This is a genomic window from Bradyrhizobium sp. 1 (assembly GCF_023073315.1).
In the GTDB taxonomy this organism is placed as follows: Bacteria; Pseudomonadota; Alphaproteobacteria; order Rhizobiales; family Xanthobacteraceae; genus Bradyrhizobium.
In genome coordinates this window covers 151,662-171,023 of record NZ_JADPJH010000018.1, presented here as the reverse complement: position 1 = coordinate 171,023, position 19,362 = coordinate 151,662, and the positions used below count along the sequence as shown (strand labels likewise).

The 19,362-nt window shown below is 62.7% G+C and carries 20 protein-coding genes; 8 read left to right on the top strand and 12 right to left on the bottom strand.

What is annotated here, in order from left to right:
* The first annotated feature begins 2 nt into the window (after positions 1 to 2).
* The 3 genes from IVB29_RS13195 (at position 3) to tenA (ending at position 2,030) form a co-directional block, all read left to right on the top strand.
* Complete coding sequence (locus IVB29_RS13195) at positions 3 to 722, top strand: RelA/SpoT domain-containing protein (RefSeq protein WP_247503807.1); 720 nt, start codon at positions 3 to 5, stop codon at positions 720 to 722.
* Positions 723 to 931: 209 nt separating this feature from the next.
* Positions 932 to 1,255, top strand: coding sequence for a hypothetical protein (locus IVB29_RS13190; RefSeq protein WP_247503806.1), 324 nt, complete (start codon positions 932 to 934; stop codon positions 1,253 to 1,255).
* A gap of 100 nt (positions 1,256 to 1,355) precedes the next feature.
* Positions 1,356 to 2,030, top strand: a complete 675-nt coding sequence (tenA, locus tag IVB29_RS13185) for a thiaminase II (protein ID WP_247503805.1) — start codon at positions 1,356 to 1,358, stop codon at positions 2,028 to 2,030.
* A gap of 101 nt (positions 2,031 to 2,131) precedes the next feature.
* Here tenA and IVB29_RS13180 read toward each other — a convergent pair whose 3' ends face one another.
* Positions 2,132 to 3,115 (bottom strand): SHOCT domain-containing protein, encoded by a 984-nt coding sequence (locus IVB29_RS13180; protein ID WP_247503804.1) that lies wholly within the window; start codon positions 3,113 to 3,115, stop codon positions 2,132 to 2,134.
* A gap of 130 nt (positions 3,116 to 3,245) precedes the next feature.
* Positions 3,246 to 3,518, bottom strand: coding sequence for a hypothetical protein (locus tag IVB29_RS13175; RefSeq protein ID WP_247503803.1), 273 nt, complete (start codon positions 3,516 to 3,518; stop codon positions 3,246 to 3,248).
* A 347-nt stretch (positions 3,519 to 3,865) separates the two neighbouring features.
* On the opposite strand from IVB29_RS13175, the gene IVB29_RS13170 reads away from it, so the two are divergent.
* Positions 3,866 to 4,633 carry an outer membrane beta-barrel protein gene (locus IVB29_RS13170; protein WP_247503801.1) on the top strand — a complete coding sequence of 256 codons (768 nt, stop codon included), beginning with the start codon at positions 3,866 to 3,868 and terminating at the stop codon, positions 4,631 to 4,633.
* A gap of 42 nt (positions 4,634 to 4,675) precedes the next feature.
* Here IVB29_RS13170 and IVB29_RS13165 read toward each other — a convergent pair whose 3' ends face one another.
* Positions 4,676 to 5,620, bottom strand: a complete 945-nt coding sequence (locus tag IVB29_RS13165) for an AEC family transporter (RefSeq protein WP_247503800.1) — start codon at positions 5,618 to 5,620, stop codon at positions 4,676 to 4,678.
* Positions 5,621 to 6,042: 422 nt separating this feature from the next.
* Between IVB29_RS13165 and IVB29_RS13160 the strand changes: the two genes are divergently transcribed.
* The gene (locus IVB29_RS13160; RefSeq protein ID WP_247503799.1) at positions 6,043 to 6,396 is read left to right on the top strand and encodes a hypothetical protein; all 354 of its coding nucleotides are present in this window, start codon (positions 6,043 to 6,045) and stop codon (positions 6,394 to 6,396) included.
* A gap of 412 nt (positions 6,397 to 6,808) precedes the next feature.
* Positions 6,809 to 7,486, top strand: a complete 678-nt coding sequence (locus IVB29_RS13155) for a ParA family protein (RefSeq protein WP_247503798.1) — start codon at positions 6,809 to 6,811, stop codon at positions 7,484 to 7,486.
* Positions 7,487 to 7,557: 71 nt separating this feature from the next.
* Here the strand turns inward: IVB29_RS13155 and IVB29_RS13150 are convergent, their stop codons facing one another.
* From IVB29_RS13150 to trxB, 5 genes are all read right to left on the bottom strand, one after another.
* On the bottom strand, positions 7,558 to 7,755 hold the full coding sequence (locus tag IVB29_RS13150; RefSeq protein ID WP_177196284.1) for a hypothetical protein: 198 nt from the start codon (positions 7,753 to 7,755) through the stop codon (positions 7,558 to 7,560).
* Positions 7,756 to 7,854: 99 nt separating this feature from the next.
* Complete coding sequence (locus IVB29_RS13145) at positions 7,855 to 8,001, bottom strand: hypothetical protein (RefSeq protein ID WP_008135850.1); 147 nt, start codon at positions 7,999 to 8,001, stop codon at positions 7,855 to 7,857.
* A gap of 163 nt (positions 8,002 to 8,164) precedes the next feature.
* Entirely contained in the window at positions 8,165 to 9,073 is a 909-nt protein-coding gene (locus tag IVB29_RS13140) for a 4-hydroxy-tetrahydrodipicolinate synthase (RefSeq protein ID WP_247503797.1), read from the bottom strand.
* A gap of 451 nt (positions 9,074 to 9,524) precedes the next feature.
* On the bottom strand, positions 9,525 to 10,448 hold the full coding sequence (locus tag IVB29_RS13135; RefSeq protein WP_247503796.1) for a LysR family transcriptional regulator: 924 nt from the start codon (positions 10,446 to 10,448) through the stop codon (positions 9,525 to 9,527).
* Positions 10,449 to 10,453: 5 nt separating this feature from the next.
* Positions 10,454 to 11,419 (bottom strand): thioredoxin-disulfide reductase, encoded by a 966-nt coding sequence (trxB, locus tag IVB29_RS13130; protein ID WP_247503795.1) that lies wholly within the window; start codon positions 11,417 to 11,419, stop codon positions 10,454 to 10,456.
* A 266-nt stretch (positions 11,420 to 11,685) separates the two neighbouring features.
* On the opposite strand from trxB, the gene IVB29_RS13125 reads away from it, so the two are divergent.
* Complete coding sequence (locus tag IVB29_RS13125) at positions 11,686 to 12,165, top strand: Lrp/AsnC family transcriptional regulator (RefSeq protein ID WP_027547667.1); 480 nt, start codon at positions 11,686 to 11,688, stop codon at positions 12,163 to 12,165.
* A 245-nt stretch (positions 12,166 to 12,410) separates the two neighbouring features.
* Here IVB29_RS13125 and greA read toward each other — a convergent pair whose 3' ends face one another.
* The 3 genes from greA to IVB29_RS13110 form a co-directional block, all read right to left on the bottom strand.
* The gene (greA, locus tag IVB29_RS13120) at positions 12,411 to 12,884 is read right to left on the bottom strand and encodes a transcription elongation factor GreA (protein WP_092029605.1); all 474 of its coding nucleotides are present in this window, start codon (positions 12,882 to 12,884) and stop codon (positions 12,411 to 12,413) included.
* Positions 12,885 to 13,096: 212 nt separating this feature from the next.
* Complete coding sequence (carB, locus tag IVB29_RS13115; protein WP_247503794.1) at positions 13,097 to 16,561, bottom strand: carbamoyl-phosphate synthase large subunit; 3,465 nt, start codon at positions 16,559 to 16,561, stop codon at positions 13,097 to 13,099.
* Between the two features lie 146 nt (positions 16,562 to 16,707).
* On the bottom strand, positions 16,708 to 17,877 hold the full coding sequence (locus IVB29_RS13110) for an MFS transporter (RefSeq protein ID WP_247503793.1): 1,170 nt from the start codon (positions 17,875 to 17,877) through the stop codon (positions 16,708 to 16,710).
* A 114-nt stretch (positions 17,878 to 17,991) separates the two neighbouring features.
* On the opposite strand from IVB29_RS13110, the gene IVB29_RS13105 reads away from it, so the two are divergent.
* Positions 17,992 to 18,363 (top strand): helix-turn-helix transcriptional regulator, encoded by a 372-nt coding sequence (locus tag IVB29_RS13105; protein ID WP_247503792.1) that lies wholly within the window; start codon positions 17,992 to 17,994, stop codon positions 18,361 to 18,363.
* Positions 18,364 to 18,606: 243 nt separating this feature from the next.
* Here the strand turns inward: IVB29_RS13105 and IVB29_RS13100 are convergent, their stop codons facing one another.
* Positions 18,607 to 19,308: a class I SAM-dependent methyltransferase gene (locus IVB29_RS13100; RefSeq protein WP_247503791.1), complete on the bottom strand. Its 702-nt coding sequence runs from the start codon at positions 19,306 to 19,308 to the stop codon at positions 18,607 to 18,609.
* Between the last annotated feature and the right edge of the window lie 54 nt (positions 19,309 to 19,362).

Below are 19,362 nucleotides of genomic sequence, written 5' to 3'. Positions count from 1 at the left end.
CCATGGACGCGGCTGACGATCTGTCTGAAGCAGAGAGCGCCCTCGTTGAAGAGCTGGTTGCGCACTATGCAGCGCATCGCAGTCTGGTGGCCATGTTTATGAAGTCAATGCTGGGTTACATGGACGAATCTAGCGAGCTTCGAAGATTTGCGCATTCGATACGCTCTAGGATGAAGGATCCTGGCCATCTTCGTGATAAGCTGCAAAGGAAAATCAGAGATGCGAAACTGAAAGGCATGCAGTTCGACATTTCCAAGGAGAATCTTTTTCTTCGCGTGAATGATCTCGCAGGAATTCGAATTTTACATCTTCACACTACGCAGATCGATCAGATCAACAAAGCGCTCAAAGCCTTGATTGATGAGCAGGGCATTGAGATGAAAGAGGGCCCGTCCGCGCGAACATGGGACGACGAATACCGATCTTACTTTAAGTCGGTTGGTATCGAGACCCAGAGTAGCGAAAATATGTACACCAGCGTTCATTATGTAGTTGCCTCGCAGTCACGCACGACAGTGACCTGCGAAATCCAGGTGAGAACGTTGATGGAGGAGGTTTGGGGCGAGGTTGATCACACCATCAATTATCCGCACAAAAGTGAAAGCGTGCCATGCCGTGAGCAGATCAGGGCGTTGGCTCGCCAAACCTCTAGCGCAACGCGTCTCGTCGATGCAATCTTCGCTACTGTTGCAGACATCGAAGATACGAAAGCGAAGCAATAAGCTCAATGGAATGAGTTTCCCCGTTGTTGCGCCGGTCGGCATCGCTACCAACAGAATTACGGTGACAATCCGCGACGCGTTTTAAAATTTCTTACTTGGGTCTCTACATCGGGTGCAGAACATAGGCAGCTTACAGGTGTGTTCAAGGCCTGCCTGTTTCTCACAGCTTACCGATCGTGCAAGATGCCCACTGGAGATATGGAGGGGCTGTGCGTTATCTGATTATTTCTGCGTACTTCCTTCTGACCATTACAGAGTCTGTCGCTGCACAATGCAAATTGGAGCGGGTGATCGGGTATACCTTGGTAGCCGCTAAAACGGTCGTCGCCCACATCGATGACGGCAAGCGCGAAGATGGATTTTCAGGTTGCACCTATGGGCGCATCTTAGTGTTCGATGACAACACCGGCGTACGTTGTGCAGAGTACAATTACGAATATGCCTATAGACCGGATGCCTATATTTTTGTTCGTGGCGGATCTATCAAGATGTGCATTGAAGGCTACCTTTATGACGCGAATTCGCTCAACTAGGATTGCGGTGACACTGTCCCCGTAGCTCCCCGGTTCGCAATGCGCTATCGGTAGCGAGCCAAAAGGCGTTCATGGAAAACCAAGCCGGGCGAAAAAGATCGTGAGTTTCTTCGAGCGTCTCAAGACAAAAGCATCCGTTGAGTGGCGGGCCTACACCGAGCATCCCTTCACGAACGGATTGGCAGACGGCTCGCTCCCCGAAGCGGCGTTTCGTCACTACCTCGTTCAGGACTATTTGTTCCTCATCGAGTTTGCGCGCGCCTACGCGCTCGCGGTCTACAAGTCGCCCAGACTTGCCGACATGCGTGAAGCAGCAGTCGGCCTTTCGGCCATCCTCGATGTCGAGATGGACCTGCATGTGAGGCTCTGTGCCGATTGGGGTCTATCCCCGGCCGACCTTGAACAGGCCCCTCCGGCGGCCGAGATGCTGGCCTATACGCGCTACGTGCTCGACGCGGGAATGCGCGGCGATCTGCTGGCTCTCAAGGTGGCGCTTGCCCCCTGCGTGATCGGCTACGCCGAGATCGCAACGCGGCTCGCCTCGCTCCCGCTCGCGGACGCTGCGACGAACCCCTATCGCGTCTGGATCGCCGAGTATGCCGGCGCGCCGTACCAGGAGGTCGCTGCCAAGGCGCGGGCGCACATGGAGCATCTCGCCGATCTCTATGCCACGCCGGCCCGCGAGGCAGAACTGATTGCGATCTTCAAGGAAGCCACCCGGCTCGAGGCAGACTTCTGGGAGATGGCCTGGCGTGCGGGCCAGCCTGTTGAATGATCCTTACGGCAATCGTCAGGCTGATGACCTGAAGGTCATCGCCCTGGTCCGTATCCCGGATGACGACGGCGCACAAAACTCTGAGGTCGGCGCAAAAGCGGCTAGAGCCGGCTGAGCAATTCGGCCTTCTTCGACTCGAATTCGCTGTCCGTCAGGATGCATTTCTTGTGCAGGTCGGCGAGCTTTTCGAGCAGCGCAACGATCTCGTCATGCTGAGCCTGCGGCGCGCCGAACTGGTTCGGTGGCGAACTCGCCATTGGCGGCGGCGGCATCGGCGCCGGCGCACTCTGCGCGGGCTGCAGCCAAGGCGCCGGCTGCACTGAAGGCTCGGGTTGCACCCAAGGCTGAACCGAAGGCTGAACCGAAGGCTCGGGTTGGCTGGCATAGGGCTGCTGCTGCGGCGCGGCGCCCGTGTTCACAGGGTTGATCCGTGGCAGGTCGGCCACCCGCACCAGCCCGAACTGACTGGTGAAGGTAATCGACTGATCGCCACTTTGCTGTTGCGAAAAGCCGCCGATCTGGTGCTGGCCGGTATCGTAAACCGATACCTGACCATTGATGTCGACGGCCAGCCGTCGCGCCGCGGGAAAGTAGGCATAGCGCAGATTGTTTTGACCGCCGGTCGAACCGGGCATGCCGAGATCGGCGGGCCACCAATTGCTCGATGCAGCGGGCACGAAAAGGCTCGAGCCGCTGCCGCCGTAGCCAGTGTTGCCGTAGCCGTTGCTCTGCTGCTGGTGGCTGCCTCCGCTCTGGCCTTGCCAGCCGCCGCCACCGCCCTGGGATTGGCTCTGGCTTTGGGCGGGCATCTGGAACAGCGGTTGTCCCTGGATCAGGCTGGACAACTCCTGGCACAGTGAATCAACGCGGCCCTTGAGGTAGTTGTTGAACATGTCGCCGATCATGATCATCCCGCCCATCGACCATTGGCCCATGCCGCCGAATTCTGGATGATTGAATTGGGCCTGGTTGCCGTATCCGGCCGAAACCGCCAGAAGCATGCACAGCACAGCGTCACTCGAAAATCCGTGCCGACGCGCCACATCATCGACGATCCGCCGACCTTCGTCCGTCAACTGCTGCATGATCGACCCTTACCTGGACGCGCGTTCGTCGCCGAACTGGGAGAGTTGCAGGACCTATCACACCCCAGACACCTCCGATAGGAACATAACCACTCGGATTGCCCGATTACGCGGCACCGTCGCCGCCCGACTATTTGAGCCCCGCCACGATCGTCACCACCACCGGCAGCGTCAACGCCGCCAGCAGCGTCCCCAGCGCCACCACGCCCGACACCGGGTTCACCAGCCGCCGATACTGGACCGCGAAGATGTACGCATTCGCGCCGGTCGGCATCGCCGCGAACAGCACGATCACGCCGGCTGCGCGGAATTGCTGCGACAGTGCACGAAAGTCGCGTGCCGCCGGCTGGGCTGGCCGTTTCGAGATTTCTCGTTTGCCCAGCGCGAACCATTGCTTGGTCAAGCGAGGACGCGCTCGTCGTCAAGCTGCCGGCCCTGCTCTTGAGGCGAGGCACTCAGCGACCCCGGCAAGATCAATGAGTGCACTCTCGCCGTAATCCCCGACGATCGCGCACGCGTCATCTGAACGAATGATCGGAGCAGTCCAGAAAGCTGGAGCCCGGGCGCGGTCTGCGGGCGGCAAGAGGCGCCGTGTCAATTCTGCAACGCCACCGAAGATTGCTGCGGCCTCCTGTGTTCGCATGACGCGCGTGGCGCGATTTTTCGGCTTCCTCCCGATGCATCGGACGCGCGGTCGAAGTCCAGGCGTCGGCTGCCAGAGCCAAACACATATCCATTTGGAGACTTGCGATGAGAAACACTTTCGTAGCTGCAGTCGCGCTGTTGCTGGCTGCCACGGCCGCGAGCTCTGCGGCCGATATCGGCGCTATCAGGTTCAAGGCTGCGCCTGCGGCCACCGTGTATAGCTGGACGGGCTTCTACATCGGCGGCAATGTCGGTGGCGGCATGGCTTCATCCCGTTTCGACGATCCCTGCTTCTATTGCTCCTCCGCGACCCCCGCGGGAGGCTTTTTCACCGGCGGCGCACAGGTCGGTTACAACTACCAGTTCGGTCACGGCCTGGTCGGCATCGAGGCCGACGTCAACGGCAACAGCGGCTTCAAGGGCTCCCAGATTGGCGGTGATGACTCCAGAGCCATGAAGGTTGGTGTCAAGGCGGATACCAGCGGCACGATCCGGGCGCGCGCAGGCCTCGTCGTCGACAACGTCCTGGCTTATGTGACGGCTGGTGCAGCCTGGGCCAATGTCAGGCAGACCGGGGTAGAGTTCGACAATTTCTTCGGAAGCCCGACCTTTGGAAGCCCCACCGGAATTACGGCCAATGGCAGCGGCGTTCTCTGGGGTGGCGTGGTCGGCATAGGCGTCGAGTATGCGCTGGACTCGAACTGGATTGTCGGCGGCGAATTCCTGCATACGATGTATCAGGATAGCGATGCGACCATTCGCCGTGCTGACGGCAGCGGGGTCTGCTCGGGCAGACCCGTTGACGCTTGCGCCATCCGCAACCAACTCACGACCGACGTTGCGCGCGTCAGGTTCAGCTACAAGTTCCAGTAGTCGCCGCTATCGGCCGATTTATTCGGACGGGGGCGAGCCGAACTACCTCGCCCCCGCCACCACCATCACCACCACCGGCAACGTCACCGCAGCCAGCAGCGTCCCCAGCGCCACCGCGCCCGATACCGGGTTCACCAGCCGCTGATACTGAACCGCGAAGATGTAGGCGTTCGCGCCGGTGGGCATGGCCGCGAACAGCACGACGACGCCTGTCACGACCGGCGGCAGGTTCAACAGCCTGGCCAGCATGAACGCCACCGCCGGCATCGCCAGCAATTTGAGCGCGCTCATCACGACGACGCTCAGCATTTCGCCCTTCACCTCGAAACGAAAAAGAGTGATGCCGAGCGCGATCAGCGCGGCCGGCGATCCCGCTTGCGCGAGCAGCTCGATCGTCCGGTCGACGACGGGATTGAGGCCGAGACCGGTGAAGCGCCAGACCACGCCGAAGCCGATGCCGAGCATCAGCGGATTGCGCGCGAGATCCGCGAGCACGGGCCGGATCACCGACAGCACCGAGCCCGTCCGCTTGCGGCTGACAAGCTCCATCTGCAAAATGCCGCAGAGCCAGAGCAGCGGCGTGTTCACCGACAGGATCAGCGACATCGGGCCCGCGGCCTCGTTGCCGAGCGCCGAGAGCACGAGGGGAATGCCGAGCATCACGATGTTGCCGTAGACCGAGCCGATCGCGAACACGACGCCGTCCTCGCGATCCTCGCGCCGTTCGCGCAAGCATGCCGAGATCGCCAGCGCCGCGATCCAAATGATCGCGAGCGCGCCGTAATAGGCGCCCCACATCCGGTAGGGGCTGACGTCGGGGAATTCCGAGACGACGATGGTGCGGAACAGCAACGCGGGAATTGCGATGCTGAAGGCGAATTCGGAGATGCCCTTGTGTGCGCCCTCCGAGACGAAGCGAAACAGCACCGCGGCATAGCCGGCCGCGATCAGGGCGAATACCGGCGCGACGATCAACACGGTGGCCATGCGCCCCTCAACCTCCCGGGGAGCGGCCGACCACCCCACGCACTCTCGACGATGCCATCATGCTCCTGTTTTGCCCGACGTGTCAAATCGATTTCGTAAAATCCGTAAGAGGCGTTTGGAAATCCACAGCGTTCGCTTGCACATGGCTACTGTGCATGGGGTTGTTTTCGCGGTTTTGTTGCCGCGGCGCCTCCACACACAGCTGTCATCCTCCGCGCAAGCGGGGGATCCAGTACGCCCCGGCCCCTCGGGGAAGGTCACTGGAATACCGGGTTGCCCGGTCAAGCCGGGCGACGACAGGGAGAAGCGAGCGGCCCGCCTGTTGCCGAGACCGCACAGCTGCAGGGTTTCGCCTTCGCCCTCGTTGCCAACGAACCGCCGTTCACCCACACTCCGCGCCGACTCGAAATTTGGGGGTATCGATGCCGGCGTTTCACCTTCGGAAGTCCGTTCTTGCTGCCATGGCCGGGATTGCCTTGGCCGTGCTGATCCAGCCCGGCGCTGCCCTGGCCTACAGCCAGGAGGAGCAGCAGGCCTGCACGCCCGACGCGATGCGGCTGTGCGGCGATTTCGTGCCGAACGTCGACGCCATCACCGCCTGCATGATCCAGAAGAAGGCGCAGCTGTCGCCGCAGTGCAAGGTGTTCTTCCGTCGGGGACCCGAGCCCGGCGAGGCGGCCGTGCCGCGTGCCGGCAAGCCGGTCAACATCGCGCCCAGGAGCGCGAAGAAGAGCACCAAGCCTGCCACCAAGAAAAAGAAGTCCAGCGAAGGCTGAGCGCGCGTTCCTTTTTTGAAACTGCGTCATGCCGGGGCCCGTCCCGGGCATTCGCGTTTCCGGCCTGAGGACTCACCAGCCACGCGAAAGCCACCGGACTCCTTTTGTTCGCCTGCGTGCGCGGACGCCTGCGACAATTCGGGCATCGGCTGATGGGCTGATCATCGCGCAGAGTTTGCGCGGCGAGGTTGCGTTCCGATTTTTCCCGCACGGCTGCTCAAAAAACGCACGAATGCGGGCGTGAAAGGCGTTGGGGCGCGGTTCGCATCCGTCGTCGCGCGAAACAGTGTGACTCAAAAGCCATCGCGTCTCGTTATTTCATGGCTGCCGAGTAACTTGTGATAATTTTTCTTTCACGAATCAGCGCGCTGATTCATTTTCATGCCACGGGGTCAATCTGGAGGCCAAGGGCATGAACGTTATTGTTTTCGCATCGCGTAAAGGCGGGTCGGGCAAGAGTACCCTTGCCGCGCATCTCGCCGCGCAGATCAAGGCGACGAAGCCTATCCTGCTCGTCGATGCCGATCCGCAAGGATCTCTCACGCTGTGGCACAAGCTGCGTGGCACCAACGAGCCGCCGATCAAGTCTGCGGTGAATTCCGTCAGCGGCATCGTCTCCGCTGCCAAGCGCGACGGTTATGAATGGGTGTTGATCGACACGCCGCCGAACTTGTCGGCCGTCGTCGACGACGCGATCAAGAACGCCACGATGGTTGTCATTCCCGCCCGTCCCGGCGTGTTCGACGTCAACGCGGTGCAGGAAACGATTCAGATGTGCCGCGCGGCGCGCAAGCCCTACGCGGTCGTGCTCAACGGTGCGCCGGCCCGTCGTGACGAATCCGAAAGCCCGATCGTCACCATCGCCCGCGAGGCGCTGGCCAAATTCCGCGCTCCGGTGTGGGGCGGTCAGATCACCAATCGTTCGGATTTGTTGATGGCACTCAGCCACGGCGAAGGCGCGCGTGAGTATCAGGCCGAGAGCCGTGCAGCTCAGGAAATTGCAAGGCTGTGGGCGGCGATCGAGCGTTCAGTGAAGGCCATTCGCGGCACGGCGTCGGCATCCGGCGCAATGCACAAGCAAGCAGCATAATTCAAAAATCATTCCCCGGACGAAAACGCGCGGCTGTCCGCGCGTTTTGCGTTTCTGGGATGCTGATGACGTCAGGCCACCATCAGCATGTAGAACACGATCACCGGCGACAGCGTCAGGATCACCGACCAGATGCCGGCGGCCCAGAGAATGTCTTCGGTGGTGAAGTTCTGCTCGGTGGACAAGCCTTGTTGTCCGGCGTCGTAATGCGACGCCACTTCGTTCTGACTATTCACAAACGCCCCCGCGATTTCTTCGCTTATGGGCATCACGCTACACGGGATGTTTTAAAATTCCGGCTCGCAATCCCGCTCGCATTTCGAGCGCATTTGTGACCTCGGTTTAACCATCCCGCGCGAGGATCCGCCTCAGGCGAGCCAGACCCGAAACAGCAGCACCGGCATCAGGCCGAGCATCACCGCCCAGAACCCGAATGACGATACGACCAAAATTCCCTGCAAGAGATCGGCGGGCGCGAATTGGCTCGCGGCCGTAGGCCGGGTGCGATGCCCCATGGTTATTTCCCCTTTGGTCAGGCTTTGAGAAAACGATAGGGGCGGATGCGTAAACGAGACGTGGATGCGCCATGCGGCGACTGCGAAGGCCGTTGGGGTGCGGTTAACCACGGACTCCGCTTACCCTCCCCTGGAGGGACCCTCCAGGGGAGGGTAAGATGACCTACGCCGCGACTTTCATCCGCCGCTCGATCTCGCGATCGATCGTCGCGGCAAGCTCGCTGCTCACTTCCACCATCGGCAGGCGCACTTCGGGGCTGTCGATCAGGCCGCTGCGCCACAGCCAGTATTTTGCCGGCGCAGGACTGGGCTCAGCGAACAGCAGGCGCGTCAGCTCGGCGACCTCGTGCCAGCGCGCCTGCGCAGCATCATGGTTGCCGCGCTTCATCTCGGCGTACACGGCCGCGAACGTCGCGGTCTCGACATGGGCCGAGAGCACGATGCCGCCGTCGGCGCCGTCGGTGAGCGCCTCGAGATAGTTGGCGTCCTCTCCGGTCAGCACGCGAAAGCCCTCCGGCCTGTCGCGCAGCAGCGCGATCGACTGCTCGCGGCTCGCGCCGCAATCTTTCAGGCCGACGATGTTTTGATGCTCGGCGAGCCGCAGCATGGTCTGGTTCGTGATGTTGACCGAGGTGCGATAGGGGATGTTGTAGAGCGCCAGCGGCCAGGCGGCGTGATCGGCGAGTGCTTCGAAATGCGCCAGCAGCCCGCGCTGCGACGGCCGCAAATAATAGGGGCTCGCGATCAGATAGCCGTCGATCGGCCAGTCCGCGGTTTCATCGAGGCGATCCCTCAGCCGCGAGGTGTCCGCGCCCGACAGGCCGAGGCAGATCGGGACGCTGCGGCACCCGGCCGCCATCTCGTCGCGCACGATGGCGACCAGGCGCTCGAGTTCGGCATCGCGCAGCGTCATGCCTTCGCCCGAAGTCGCCCCGAGGACAAAACCGTCGACGGCGTGTGCGCTGTAGTGCCGCGTCAGCCGCCGTAGCGAGGTCTCGTCGAGCTTGCCGTCGCGAAACGGTGTCACCAGCGGCAGCCAGAGTCCGTGCAGATGTGTTCGCAGGTCAGTCATGTTCCATCTCCTTCTCGGGAAAAAAACCTGAGACGGAGGGCACATGAAAAAACCCCGTCCAGGTGGCGGGGTTTTCGGGATTTGGCTCGCGATGACGAAATGAGTATTAGCGCGCGCAAAAATCCGAGGCCCCGGGATGGTGGCCTTTTTTCGAGACGATTGCGCACGACTTCGTGATCATTTGCAAATGATGCGGGCGATACGTGGAACTGTCAATACACGCGGAAGGTGAAAGCCGAATGGGACAGAAAAAAAGCCGGACCCAGAGGGCCCGGCTTAAGGTATTGGCCACGTGAGGCCGACACAATCACCTTCCAAGAGGGATTACTGAACTCCCGCGCCACTGGAGGAGGGGGACAAATGCGCAACGCGAAGGCTCAGCGTGAAAACATTATGGGCTTGCCAAGCGCCATGCAGCAACCGTTCAGGTCGCATGTCAGACATGCGGAAATCAGGACGGCCAGCGCTGCGCCTTGCTCACCACGAAGTCGCGGAACACCTGCACGCGCGCGACCGTCTTCAACTCCTCGGGATAGACGAAATACGTGTCGAGCTGGATCGAATCCGATTCGCCGAACAGCTGCACGAGCTTGCTCTGCTCCTCGACGAGGTAGTCGGGAAGCGCCGCGATACCGAGGCCCTGCTGACAGGCGCGCACGAGGCCGAGGATGTTGTTGACCCTGAAATAGGCTTCGCGCGGACCCGAGCCGTTGCGGCCGGCTTCGACCAGCCAGTTGCGGTTCTGAAGATGCGGCGCGAAGTTGCCGTCGGAGAGCGTGATGATGCGGTGGGCGTCGAGCTCTTCCAGTGTGCGCGGCGTGCCGAAGCGCTTGATGTATTCCGGCGAGCAATAGGCGTGGAAGCCCATCGCGAAAAGCTTGCGCTGGATGAGATCCGGCTGCGTCGGTTTGCGGGTACGGATCGCAACGTCCGCTTCGCGCATGGACAGATCCAGCTCCTCGTCGGTGACGATCAGCGAGATCCGGATCTCCGGATAGAGCGCGGTGAATTCGCCGAGCCGCGGGATCAGCCAGTTGATGCCGACGCCGGGCGTGGTGGTGATCTTGAGGTCGCCGCTCGGCCGCTCGCGGCTGTCGGTCAGTTTCGCGCGCGCCGCCTGGAGCTGCATGAACACGTCATGCGCTGTGCGGAACAAGAGGTCGCCCTGTTCGGTGAGGATCAGGCCGCGGGCATGGCGGTGAAACAGCGAGACCGAGAGCTCCTGCTCCAGCGCCGAGACCTGGCGTGACACCGCCGATTGCGACAGGCCGAGCTGCTCGCCTGCATGCGTGAAGCTGCCCGCTTCCGCCGCCGCGTGAAACACCTTCAGCTTGTCCCAGTCCATATCCGTAAATCCGTCGCGTGTTCGAGCCATGATCTTTATTCCGCTGCCGCGCGCTCGCTGGCGCGCAGGGCCAAGAAACGTTCGGCCTCTAGCGCTGCCATGCAGCCGAGGCCGGCGGCCGTCACGGCCTGGCGATAGGTTTCGTCGGCGACATCGCCGGCGGCGAACAGGCCGGGCACGGAGGTCGCGGTCGAATTCGGGGCGACCTCGACATAGCCGGATGGTTTCAGCTTGATCTGATCCTTCACGAGCTCGGTCGCTGGCGCGTGACCGATGGCGACGAACACGCCGTCGGTCTTCACATCCGTGAGCGTGCCGGTCTTGACGTTCTTCAGGCGCACATGGGTGACCTTGTTCGGATTCTCGGTGCCGCAGATCTCGTCGATGGCTGAGTCCCAGACCACCTTGATCTTCGGGTGCTTGAACAGACGCTCTTGCAGGATGCGTTCGGCGCGGAAGTGATCGCGACGATGCACGATGGTGACCTGCGAGGCATGGTTGGTGAGGTACAGCGCTTCCTCGACCGCGGTATTGCCGCCGCCGACCACCACGACGTCCTTGTTGCGGTAGAAGAAGCCGTCGCAGGTGGCGCAGGCCGACACGCCGCCGCCCTGGAATTTCGCCTCGGACGGCAGCCCGAGCCAGCGCGCTTGGGCGCCGGTGGCGAGGATCACGGTTTCGGCGAGATAGACATCACCGCTGTCGCAGGTGAGGCGGAACGGCCGCTGCGAGGTGTCGAGCTTGATGACCAGGTCGGAGACGATTTTGGTGCCGACATGGACCGCCTGCTTCTCCATCTGCTCCATCAGCCAGGGGCCCTGGATCACGTCGGCGAACCCCGGATAGTTCTCGACGTCGGTGGTGATGGTGAGCTGGCCGCCGGCCTGGATGCCCTGGATCAGGATCGGCTCGAGCATCGCGCGCGCGGCGTAGATCGCCGCCGTGTAGCCCGCGGGGCCGGAGCCAATAATCACGACCTTTGCATGAACAGGAGCGGACATTTCGATGGACGCCTTTCACGGGGGATTTGCAGCGCGGGCGCGGAACGTGCCGGGAGGCCTCGCGGAGGCGCTGAAATATCAGAGCTAATCTAAGCCTTCTGATGAGCTATGCAAGAATTGCATTCCCTGTCGGCGGATTTTTCCAACAGGGAACAAAAGTCGATTGCGCTGCACGCGCAATAAAATTGCGCTAACGGTGCGGACTGGGTTATGAGGATTGCGAAAAACCCGCCCAATACCGTTGCAAGGCCAGGAGTTCCATTCACGTGTCGCGGAACCTAGACGAGATCGACCTGAAGATTCTCACCGAGATCCAGGCCGATGGTCGAATCACCAATGTCGAGCTGGCCAAGCGCGTCGGAATCTCACCGCCCCCCTGCCTGCGCCGGGTCCGGGCGCTGGAGGAGGAGGGCTACATCCACGGCTACCGCGGGCTCCTGGACGCCCGCAAGCTCGGTTTCGACGTCACCGTGTTTGCGGCTGTGCACCTGTCGAGCCAGGCCGAGGCCGATCTGCGCGCCTTCGAGGAGTTCGTCCGCGCCGAGCCCCTGGTGCGGGAATGCTGGATGCTGTCGGGCGAGGTGGACTTCATCCTCAAATGCGTCGCCCCGGACATGGCGACCTTCCAGGATTTCGTGACGCATCTGACCGCCGCGCCGCATGTGCGGAATGTGCGGACGTCACTGGTGCTGCATAACTCGAAGTATGAAGCGGCGGTGCCGCTGGACGTGAAGGGGCGAAGGTAAGACCTGATCTCGTGCCCCGGACGCAGCGCAGCGCTCCTTCAGCGGTGCGCTGCAGAGCCGGGGCCCATCTCACCGCGTGTACCCGGGTTGCTTTCTGGGTCCCGGCTCTGCGCCGCAACGCTGAGGCGTTGCAGCTTGTCCGGGACACGAGTGGGGAGCGAGTGTTCACCTCACAGCAACACGCCGAAACAAAAAAGCCGCGCTCAGCGCGGCCTTTTCAAAACCTCACACGCAGCGGCAAATCCTTACCGCCACTCCACCTTGGTGATCTCATACGCCTTGGCGCCGCCGGGGGCGACGACCTCGACGGTCGAGCCCTTCTTCTTGCCGATCAGCGCGCGGGCGAGCGGCGAGGTGATGGAGATGCGGCCCTTCTTGGCGTCGGCCTCGACCTCGCCGACGAGCTGCCACACCGTCTTCTTCTCGGTGTCCTCGTCGACCAGCGTCACGGTAGCGCCGAACTTGATGGTATCGCCGGAGAGCTTCGAGATGTCGATGATGTCGGCGCGCGCGAGCTTGTCCTCGAGCTCGGCGATGCGGCCTTCATTGTGGGACTGCTCTTCCTTCGCGGCGTGATATTCCGCGTTCTCCGACAGATCGCCGTGCGAGCGCGCTTCTGCAATATGCTCGATGATGCGCGGGCGGTCCTCGGACTGGCGCTTCTTCAATTCTTCCCCGAGCGCGGCAAAGCCGCTCGCAGTCATCGGAACCTTTTCCATCTCTTCTCTCGTTCTTCGATTGCGCGCGCCCTACGAAAACACAGGGCGCGGCAGCCTTGATTCGTCAGTCTGTTCCGAGGGCTGAACACGCCGCCGCCGGAGCGTTATGTGGGTCTGGCGCCGGAACAGAACAACCGCATGGCCGGACAGTTCCTCCGGCCATTGTGGCTTCATTGCCAGTCACTTAGCGGAAGCTTCGCCGCCGCTAGCGATCAGGTTTCCGAAAAGTAGCTCTGCAGGGTCCGAACCTCAAGGTCCCCGCCCAGATAGGCGCGGATGCCCTGCGCGGCCGCCACGGCCCCGGAAAGAGTGGTGTAATACGGCACTTTATGCAAGAGGGCCGCGCGACGCAGCGAACGGCTGTCGGCGAGCGCTTGCGGGCCTTCAGTGGTGTTGAGGACGAGCTGGACGTCGCCATTGGTGATGGCGTCGACGATATGCGGCCGTCCCTCCAGCACCTTGTTCACCTTCTCGGCCGGGATACCCTGATCGGTCAGGAAGCGCGCCGTGCCCGAGGTCGCCAGCACCTTGAAGCCAAGAGAGTGCAGTTGGCGCACGGCATCGGCGATTCGTACCTTGTCGCTCTCGCGTACCGAGACGAACACCGTGCCCTTGCGCGGCACCCGCGTGCCGCCGCCGAGCTGGCTCTTGGCAAAGGCAACGGCAAAAGAGCGATCGATGCCCATGACCTCGCCGGTCGAGCGCATCTCCGGCCCGAGCACCGTGTCGACGCCGGGGAAGCGCGCGAACGGAAACACCGATTCCTTGACGCCGACATGTTTGAGGTCGGCCTTCTTCAAATTGAAGTCGGCGAGCTTTTCGCCGGCCATGATGCGCGCGGCGATCTTGGCGACCGGCGTGCCGACCACTTTGGCGACGAAGGGGACCGTGCGCGAGGCGCGCGGGTTGACTTCGAGCACGTAGATATCGCCGTCCTTGATCGCGTACTGCACGTTCATCAGGCCGACGACGTCGAGGCCGAGCGCGAGCTCGCGCGTCTGCCGCTCCAGCTCCCCGATCATCTTGGCATCGAGGGAGTGCGGCGGCAGCGAGCAGGCGCTGTCGCCGGAATGGATGCCGGCTTCCTCGATATGCTCCATGATGCCGACGATGAAGGTGTCCTTGCCGTCGCAGAGGCAGTCGACGTCGATCTCGGTCGCATCAGAAAGATAGCGGTCGAACAGCAGCGGGTTCTTGCCGAGCACGGTGTTGATCTGCCCGGTCTTGTCGTTCGGATAGCGCGCCTTGACGTCGGACGGCACCAGCTCCGGCAGCGTGCCGAGCAAATAATCGTTGAGTTGGTTCTCCTCGCGGATGATCTGCATCGCGCGGCCGCCGAGCACGTAGGACGGGCGCACCACCAGCGGCAGGCCGAGATCGGCGCAGACGAGCCGCGCCTGCTCGACCGAATAGGCGATGCCGTTCTTCGGCTGCTTCAGCCGCAGCTTGTCGAGCACGCGCTTGAAGCGGTCGCGATCTTCAGCCAGATCGATCGCGTCGGGCGAGGTGCCGAGGATCGGCACGTCGGCGGCCTCCAGCGCACGCGCGAGCTTCAGCGGGGTCTGGCCGCCGAACTGCACGATCACGCCGTGCAGCGTGCCGTTGGTGCGCTCCTTCGCGATGATCTCCAGCACGTCCTCGGCGGTGAGCGGCTCGAAATAGAGCCGGTCGGCGGTGTCGTAGTCGGTCGACACCGTTTCCGGGTTGCAGTTGACCATGATGGATTCGTAGCCGGCGTCATGCAGCGCGAAGCAGGCGTGACAGCAGCAATAGTCGAACTCGATGCCCTGGCCGATGCGGTTCGGGCCGCCGCCGAGAATGATGACCTTCTTCTTGTCGGACGGCGCGCTCTCGTCGGCGACCTGACCCGCAAACGGCGACTCGTAGGTCGAATACATGTAGGCGGTGGGCGAAGCGAATTCAGCCGCGCAGGTGTCGATGCGCTTGTAGACCGGGCGAACGTCGAGCGCGTGGCGCTTCGCCGTCACCTCGGCCTCGGTCGTCTGCGCGATCACGGCAAGCCGCGCGTCGGAGAAGCCCATGGCCTTGAGCGTGCGCATGCCGAAGGCATTGCCCGGCAGGCCATTCTTGCGGACCTTCTCCTCCATGTCGACGATGCCGCGCATCTCGCTGAGGAACCACGGGTCGATCTTGCAGGAGTTGAAGATCTCTTCGTTCGACCAGCCGAGCCGCATGGCCTGCGCGACTTGCAGCAGACGGTTTGGCGTCGGCGTGCCGAGCGCGGCGCGCACGGCATTCTTGTCGTCGTGCTGGCCGAGCCCTTCGATCTCGATCTCGTCGAGGCCGGTCAGCCCGGTCTCGAGCCCGCGCAGCGCCTTCTGAAGGCTTTCCTGGAAGGTGCGGCCGATCGCCATGACCTCGCCGACCGACTTCATCGACGTGGTCAGCGTGGTGGAGGCGCCGGGGAATTTCTCGAAGGCGAAGCGCGGCACCTTGGTGACGACGTAGTCGATGGTCGGCTCGAACGAGGCCGGCGTGGCGCCGCCGGTGATGTCGTTGGCGATTTCGTCCAGCGTGTAGCCGACCGCAAGCTTGGCGGCGACCTTGGCGATCGGAAAACCGGTCGCCTTCGACGCCAGCGCAGAGGAGCGCGACACGCGCGGGTTCATCTCGATGACGACCATGCGGCCGTCTTCGGGATTGACGCCGAACTGCACGTTGGAACCGCCGGTCTCGACGCCGATCTCGCGCAGCACCGCCAGCGAGGCGTCGCGCATGATCTGGTATTCCTTGTCGGTCAGCGTCAGCGCCGGCGCCACCGTGATGGAATCGCCGGTGTGCACGCCCATCGGATCGAGGTTCTCGATCGAGCAGACGATGATGCAATTGTCCTTCTTGTCGCGCACCACCTCCATCTCGTACTCTTTCCAGCCGAGCACGGATTCTTCGATCAGGACTTCGTTGGTCGGAGATGCATCGAGGCCGCGCTCGATGATGTCGAGGAACTCTTCCTTGTTGTAGGCGATGCCGCCGCCGGTGCCGCCCATGGTGAAGGAGGGGCGGATGATCGCGGGCAGGCCGATCTCGGACAGCGCCATCAGCGCCTGGCCCAGCGCATATTCCTGGTAGCGTTTGCGGCGGTCGCTTTCGCCGAGCGTCCACTGCCGATCGTGCTCTTCGAGCGCTGCGCCCGAGAGCTTTTCGCGTTCAGCTTGACGCTTGTCGCGGAAGGATTTCTTCAGGGCGGAGGCGTTGGCGAGCCGCGACTTCGGCGTCTCGAGCCCGATCTTGGTCATGGCCTCGCGGAACAGCTGGCGGTCCTCGGCCTTGTCGATCGCGTCCGCGGTGGCGCCGATCATCTCGACGTCAAATTTGTCGAGCGTGCCTTGCTGACGCAGCGACAGTGCGCAGTTCAGCGCGGTCTGGCCGCCCATGGTCGGCAGCAGCGCGAAGCCGCCGGGAATGACGTGACGTTCCTTCTCGATGATCTTGGCGACGATCTCGGGCGTGATCGGCTCGATATAGGTCGCATCGGCCAATTCCGGATCGGTCATGATGGTCGCCGGATTGGAATTGACGAGGACGATGCGATAGCCCTCTTCCTTCAGCGTCTTCACCGCCTGGGTGCCGGAATAGTCGAACTCGCAGGCCTGGCCGATCACGATAGGGCCGGCGCCGATGATCAGGATGGTGGTGATGTCTGTACGTTTGGGCATCAACTCTCGCCGAAGTGGAATTTGGGCACAAAAAAAGGGCGCGCTTGCCGCGCGTCCCCTTGAGCCGAGAGCGCGGTGGTCTCCCTCTCGCGCGCGGGTGGGTCATAGACCAGATACCGGGGCGGCGAAACCCCGAAAAACGCCCATCAACCGGCAATTTTGACGGGTTTTGGCCGCGCCTGCCAGCCACGCGCGAGGTGCACCAGAAGCGAGGCCGCAACGCTCGTTCCGCCGATCCAGCCGAGGTCGTTTGGCGACATGGTGGCCAGCACGGCACCCCCTAAGGCACCGCCGATGGCGAAGCCGAGATACATCGAGGAGGCATTGAGCGACAGCGCAATCATCGAGGCCTGCGGTTCGATCCGGATGATGCTGGCGATCTGCGCCGGATAGAACGCCCAGCCCGAGATGCCCCAGAGGAAGATCGTGCCCAGCAGCGCGTAATGGGCTTGTCCGGGCATCAGCTTCAGGACGAGCGAATGCAGGATCAAGGCGCTGGCCATGCCGGCGAGCCCGAGGGCTGCTGTTGCGAGCGTGCCAAGCCGGTCGGCGAGGACGCCGCCGAGCATGTTCCCGATCGCGGCCGCGCCGCCGAACACCAGCAGCGCCAGGCTGATCTGCGAGGCATCGAAGCCCAGGCCGTGCAGCGGGACCGCGAAATAGGTGAACACGGTGAAGCCGCCGAGCGCCCACAGGACGGTGATGACGAGCGCGATCAAGACATTGCTGTGACGGGCCACCGCCAGCCTTTCGCTGAGCGAGGCCGTATTCCGTGGCAGGCCGCGGGGCAGGCCCAATAGTAGGCCGGCCAGCGCGACGGCGCCGATCAGGGCGACCATAGCGAAGGTCGCGCGCCAGCCGAACAGGCTGCCGATGAGATTGCCGAGGGGAACACCGATGACGGTCGCAACCGTGAGGCCCGAGGTGACCAGCGCCACCGCGCGGCCGCGCCGCTCGGGCGAGGCGACCGCCACGGACACCGCGAGCGCGGTCGGCATGCAAAGCCCGGAGCCCAGCGCCATCAGCATGCGCGAGGCCAGCAGCAGTGCATAGTTGGAGGCCACCATGGCCGCGAGGTTGCCGGCGATGAAGGTGGTCAGCGCCAGCGCCAACACAGTGCGGCGATCGATGTTGTTCAGCGTCACCGCCAGGATTGGCGAGCCCACGGCATAGGTGAGGGCGTAGGCGGTGACGAGTTGCCCGGCGGCCGGGACGGAAATCGAAAGGTCAGCGGCGATCGAGGGCAAAAGCCCTGCAATGACAAAGCTTTCCGTGCCGATCGCGAAGGCCGCCAGGGCCAGCCAGAACACGCTCATCAGACAAAATCCCTATGTTCAACGTTTATTGAACTATTGAATGCGCAGACAAAGGAGTCAATTGGTTCAAGAACTATTGAACATTACGGCCGCTTCGCTATGATTCCAGCCGTCATGAGCCGCACACCTCCCCACCCCACCCGCGAGCAGATCGAGCTGCCGCTGGTTCTAGATTGTCTGAGCGATCCGATCCGGTTGGCGATCGTGTACCAGCTGGCCCAGCAGGAACGTGTCAGCAGCGAACTCTGCTGCGGCGACTTCAATGGCCTCAGCGGCAAGTCCAACCTGACCTATCACTTCGCAAAACTGCGCGAATGCGGCGTCATGCAGACGCGCGTGGCCGGCACCAATCGCTTCATGCGGCTACGCCGCGAGGATCTGGACACGCGCTTTCCGGGCCTGCTCGACGCAGTCCTCAGCTCAGCGGCAAAGGATGCCGACCGGCTTCAGCTGCTATCTGAATGTGAAGTGGTCGAAGCGGATTGAGGCGTGGGGCGGGCAGTCCGTCTTCGCTTGCGCTTCGCTCCAGCTACGCCGGACACGCTTCGCTCTGCCGGTCTAGCGTGGCTGCGCCACGCGTAGCCCGACAGGGCGAAGCGTGGAGACCCGGCCTGGATTTGAACCAGGATGAAGAGCGATGCACTGCTCTCGCGTAGACGCTTCCGCCACCGGGCCGCGCCGATCATTGCCGATCGAGGTGCGACAAGCCACCTCAGCTAATTGTTATGCTTAACGCACCAGCGGGGGCCGCGCGATAAAGGTCATGCGCCACCGATTATGGCCGATATTGGTGTGGGCGCGCTGGGCCGCGAAGCCGGCCGCGGTGAGTTTTGCGACGATCTCGTCCTCGCTGTAGCGCTGCAGTCCGATCCGCGTGCGCAGATGACGGTAGTCCGACAACGCAGTGCTGATCAGCCCGATCAGTGCATCTTTCAGGAAGCCGTGACGCAGGCCGAAGCTGAGCAGCGCCATCACGTCGCGGCCCATGCCGACATCAGGCTGCAGAATATCTCCGAGCACCAGCTTGCCGGACGGCGTCAGGAGGCGGCGGATGTTGAGCAGGGCGGCATCGAGTTCCGCCGGCGTCATGTATTGCGCCACCGAGTTCATGACGACGAGGTCGATCGACTGGTCCTGCATCTTGCGGACGTCGTCGAGTGAGCGGACGCGGATTTTCGTGTTCGGCGCGAACCGCGCGATCAGCCGGCCGCGCACGCCGGGGGCGGGCTCGGCGAGGATCAGCTTGCCGCAGGCCGATGCCACCTGGCTCGCCGACAGCGCCTCGCCGCAGGCATAGTCCAGCACCGTCGCCTCGGGCGAGGAGATGTAGCCGATGATGTCCCGCGCGATGATCTGGAAGTGCAAATCGCGATGCAGCTTGCTGACATAGATCGTATGCGTGGAGTCGTAATAATCGATCCAATCGTCCATGGTATCCCGCCCAGCGGTTCCTATCTAGGAACCGCGCTGCCCGCCTTGCGTTAA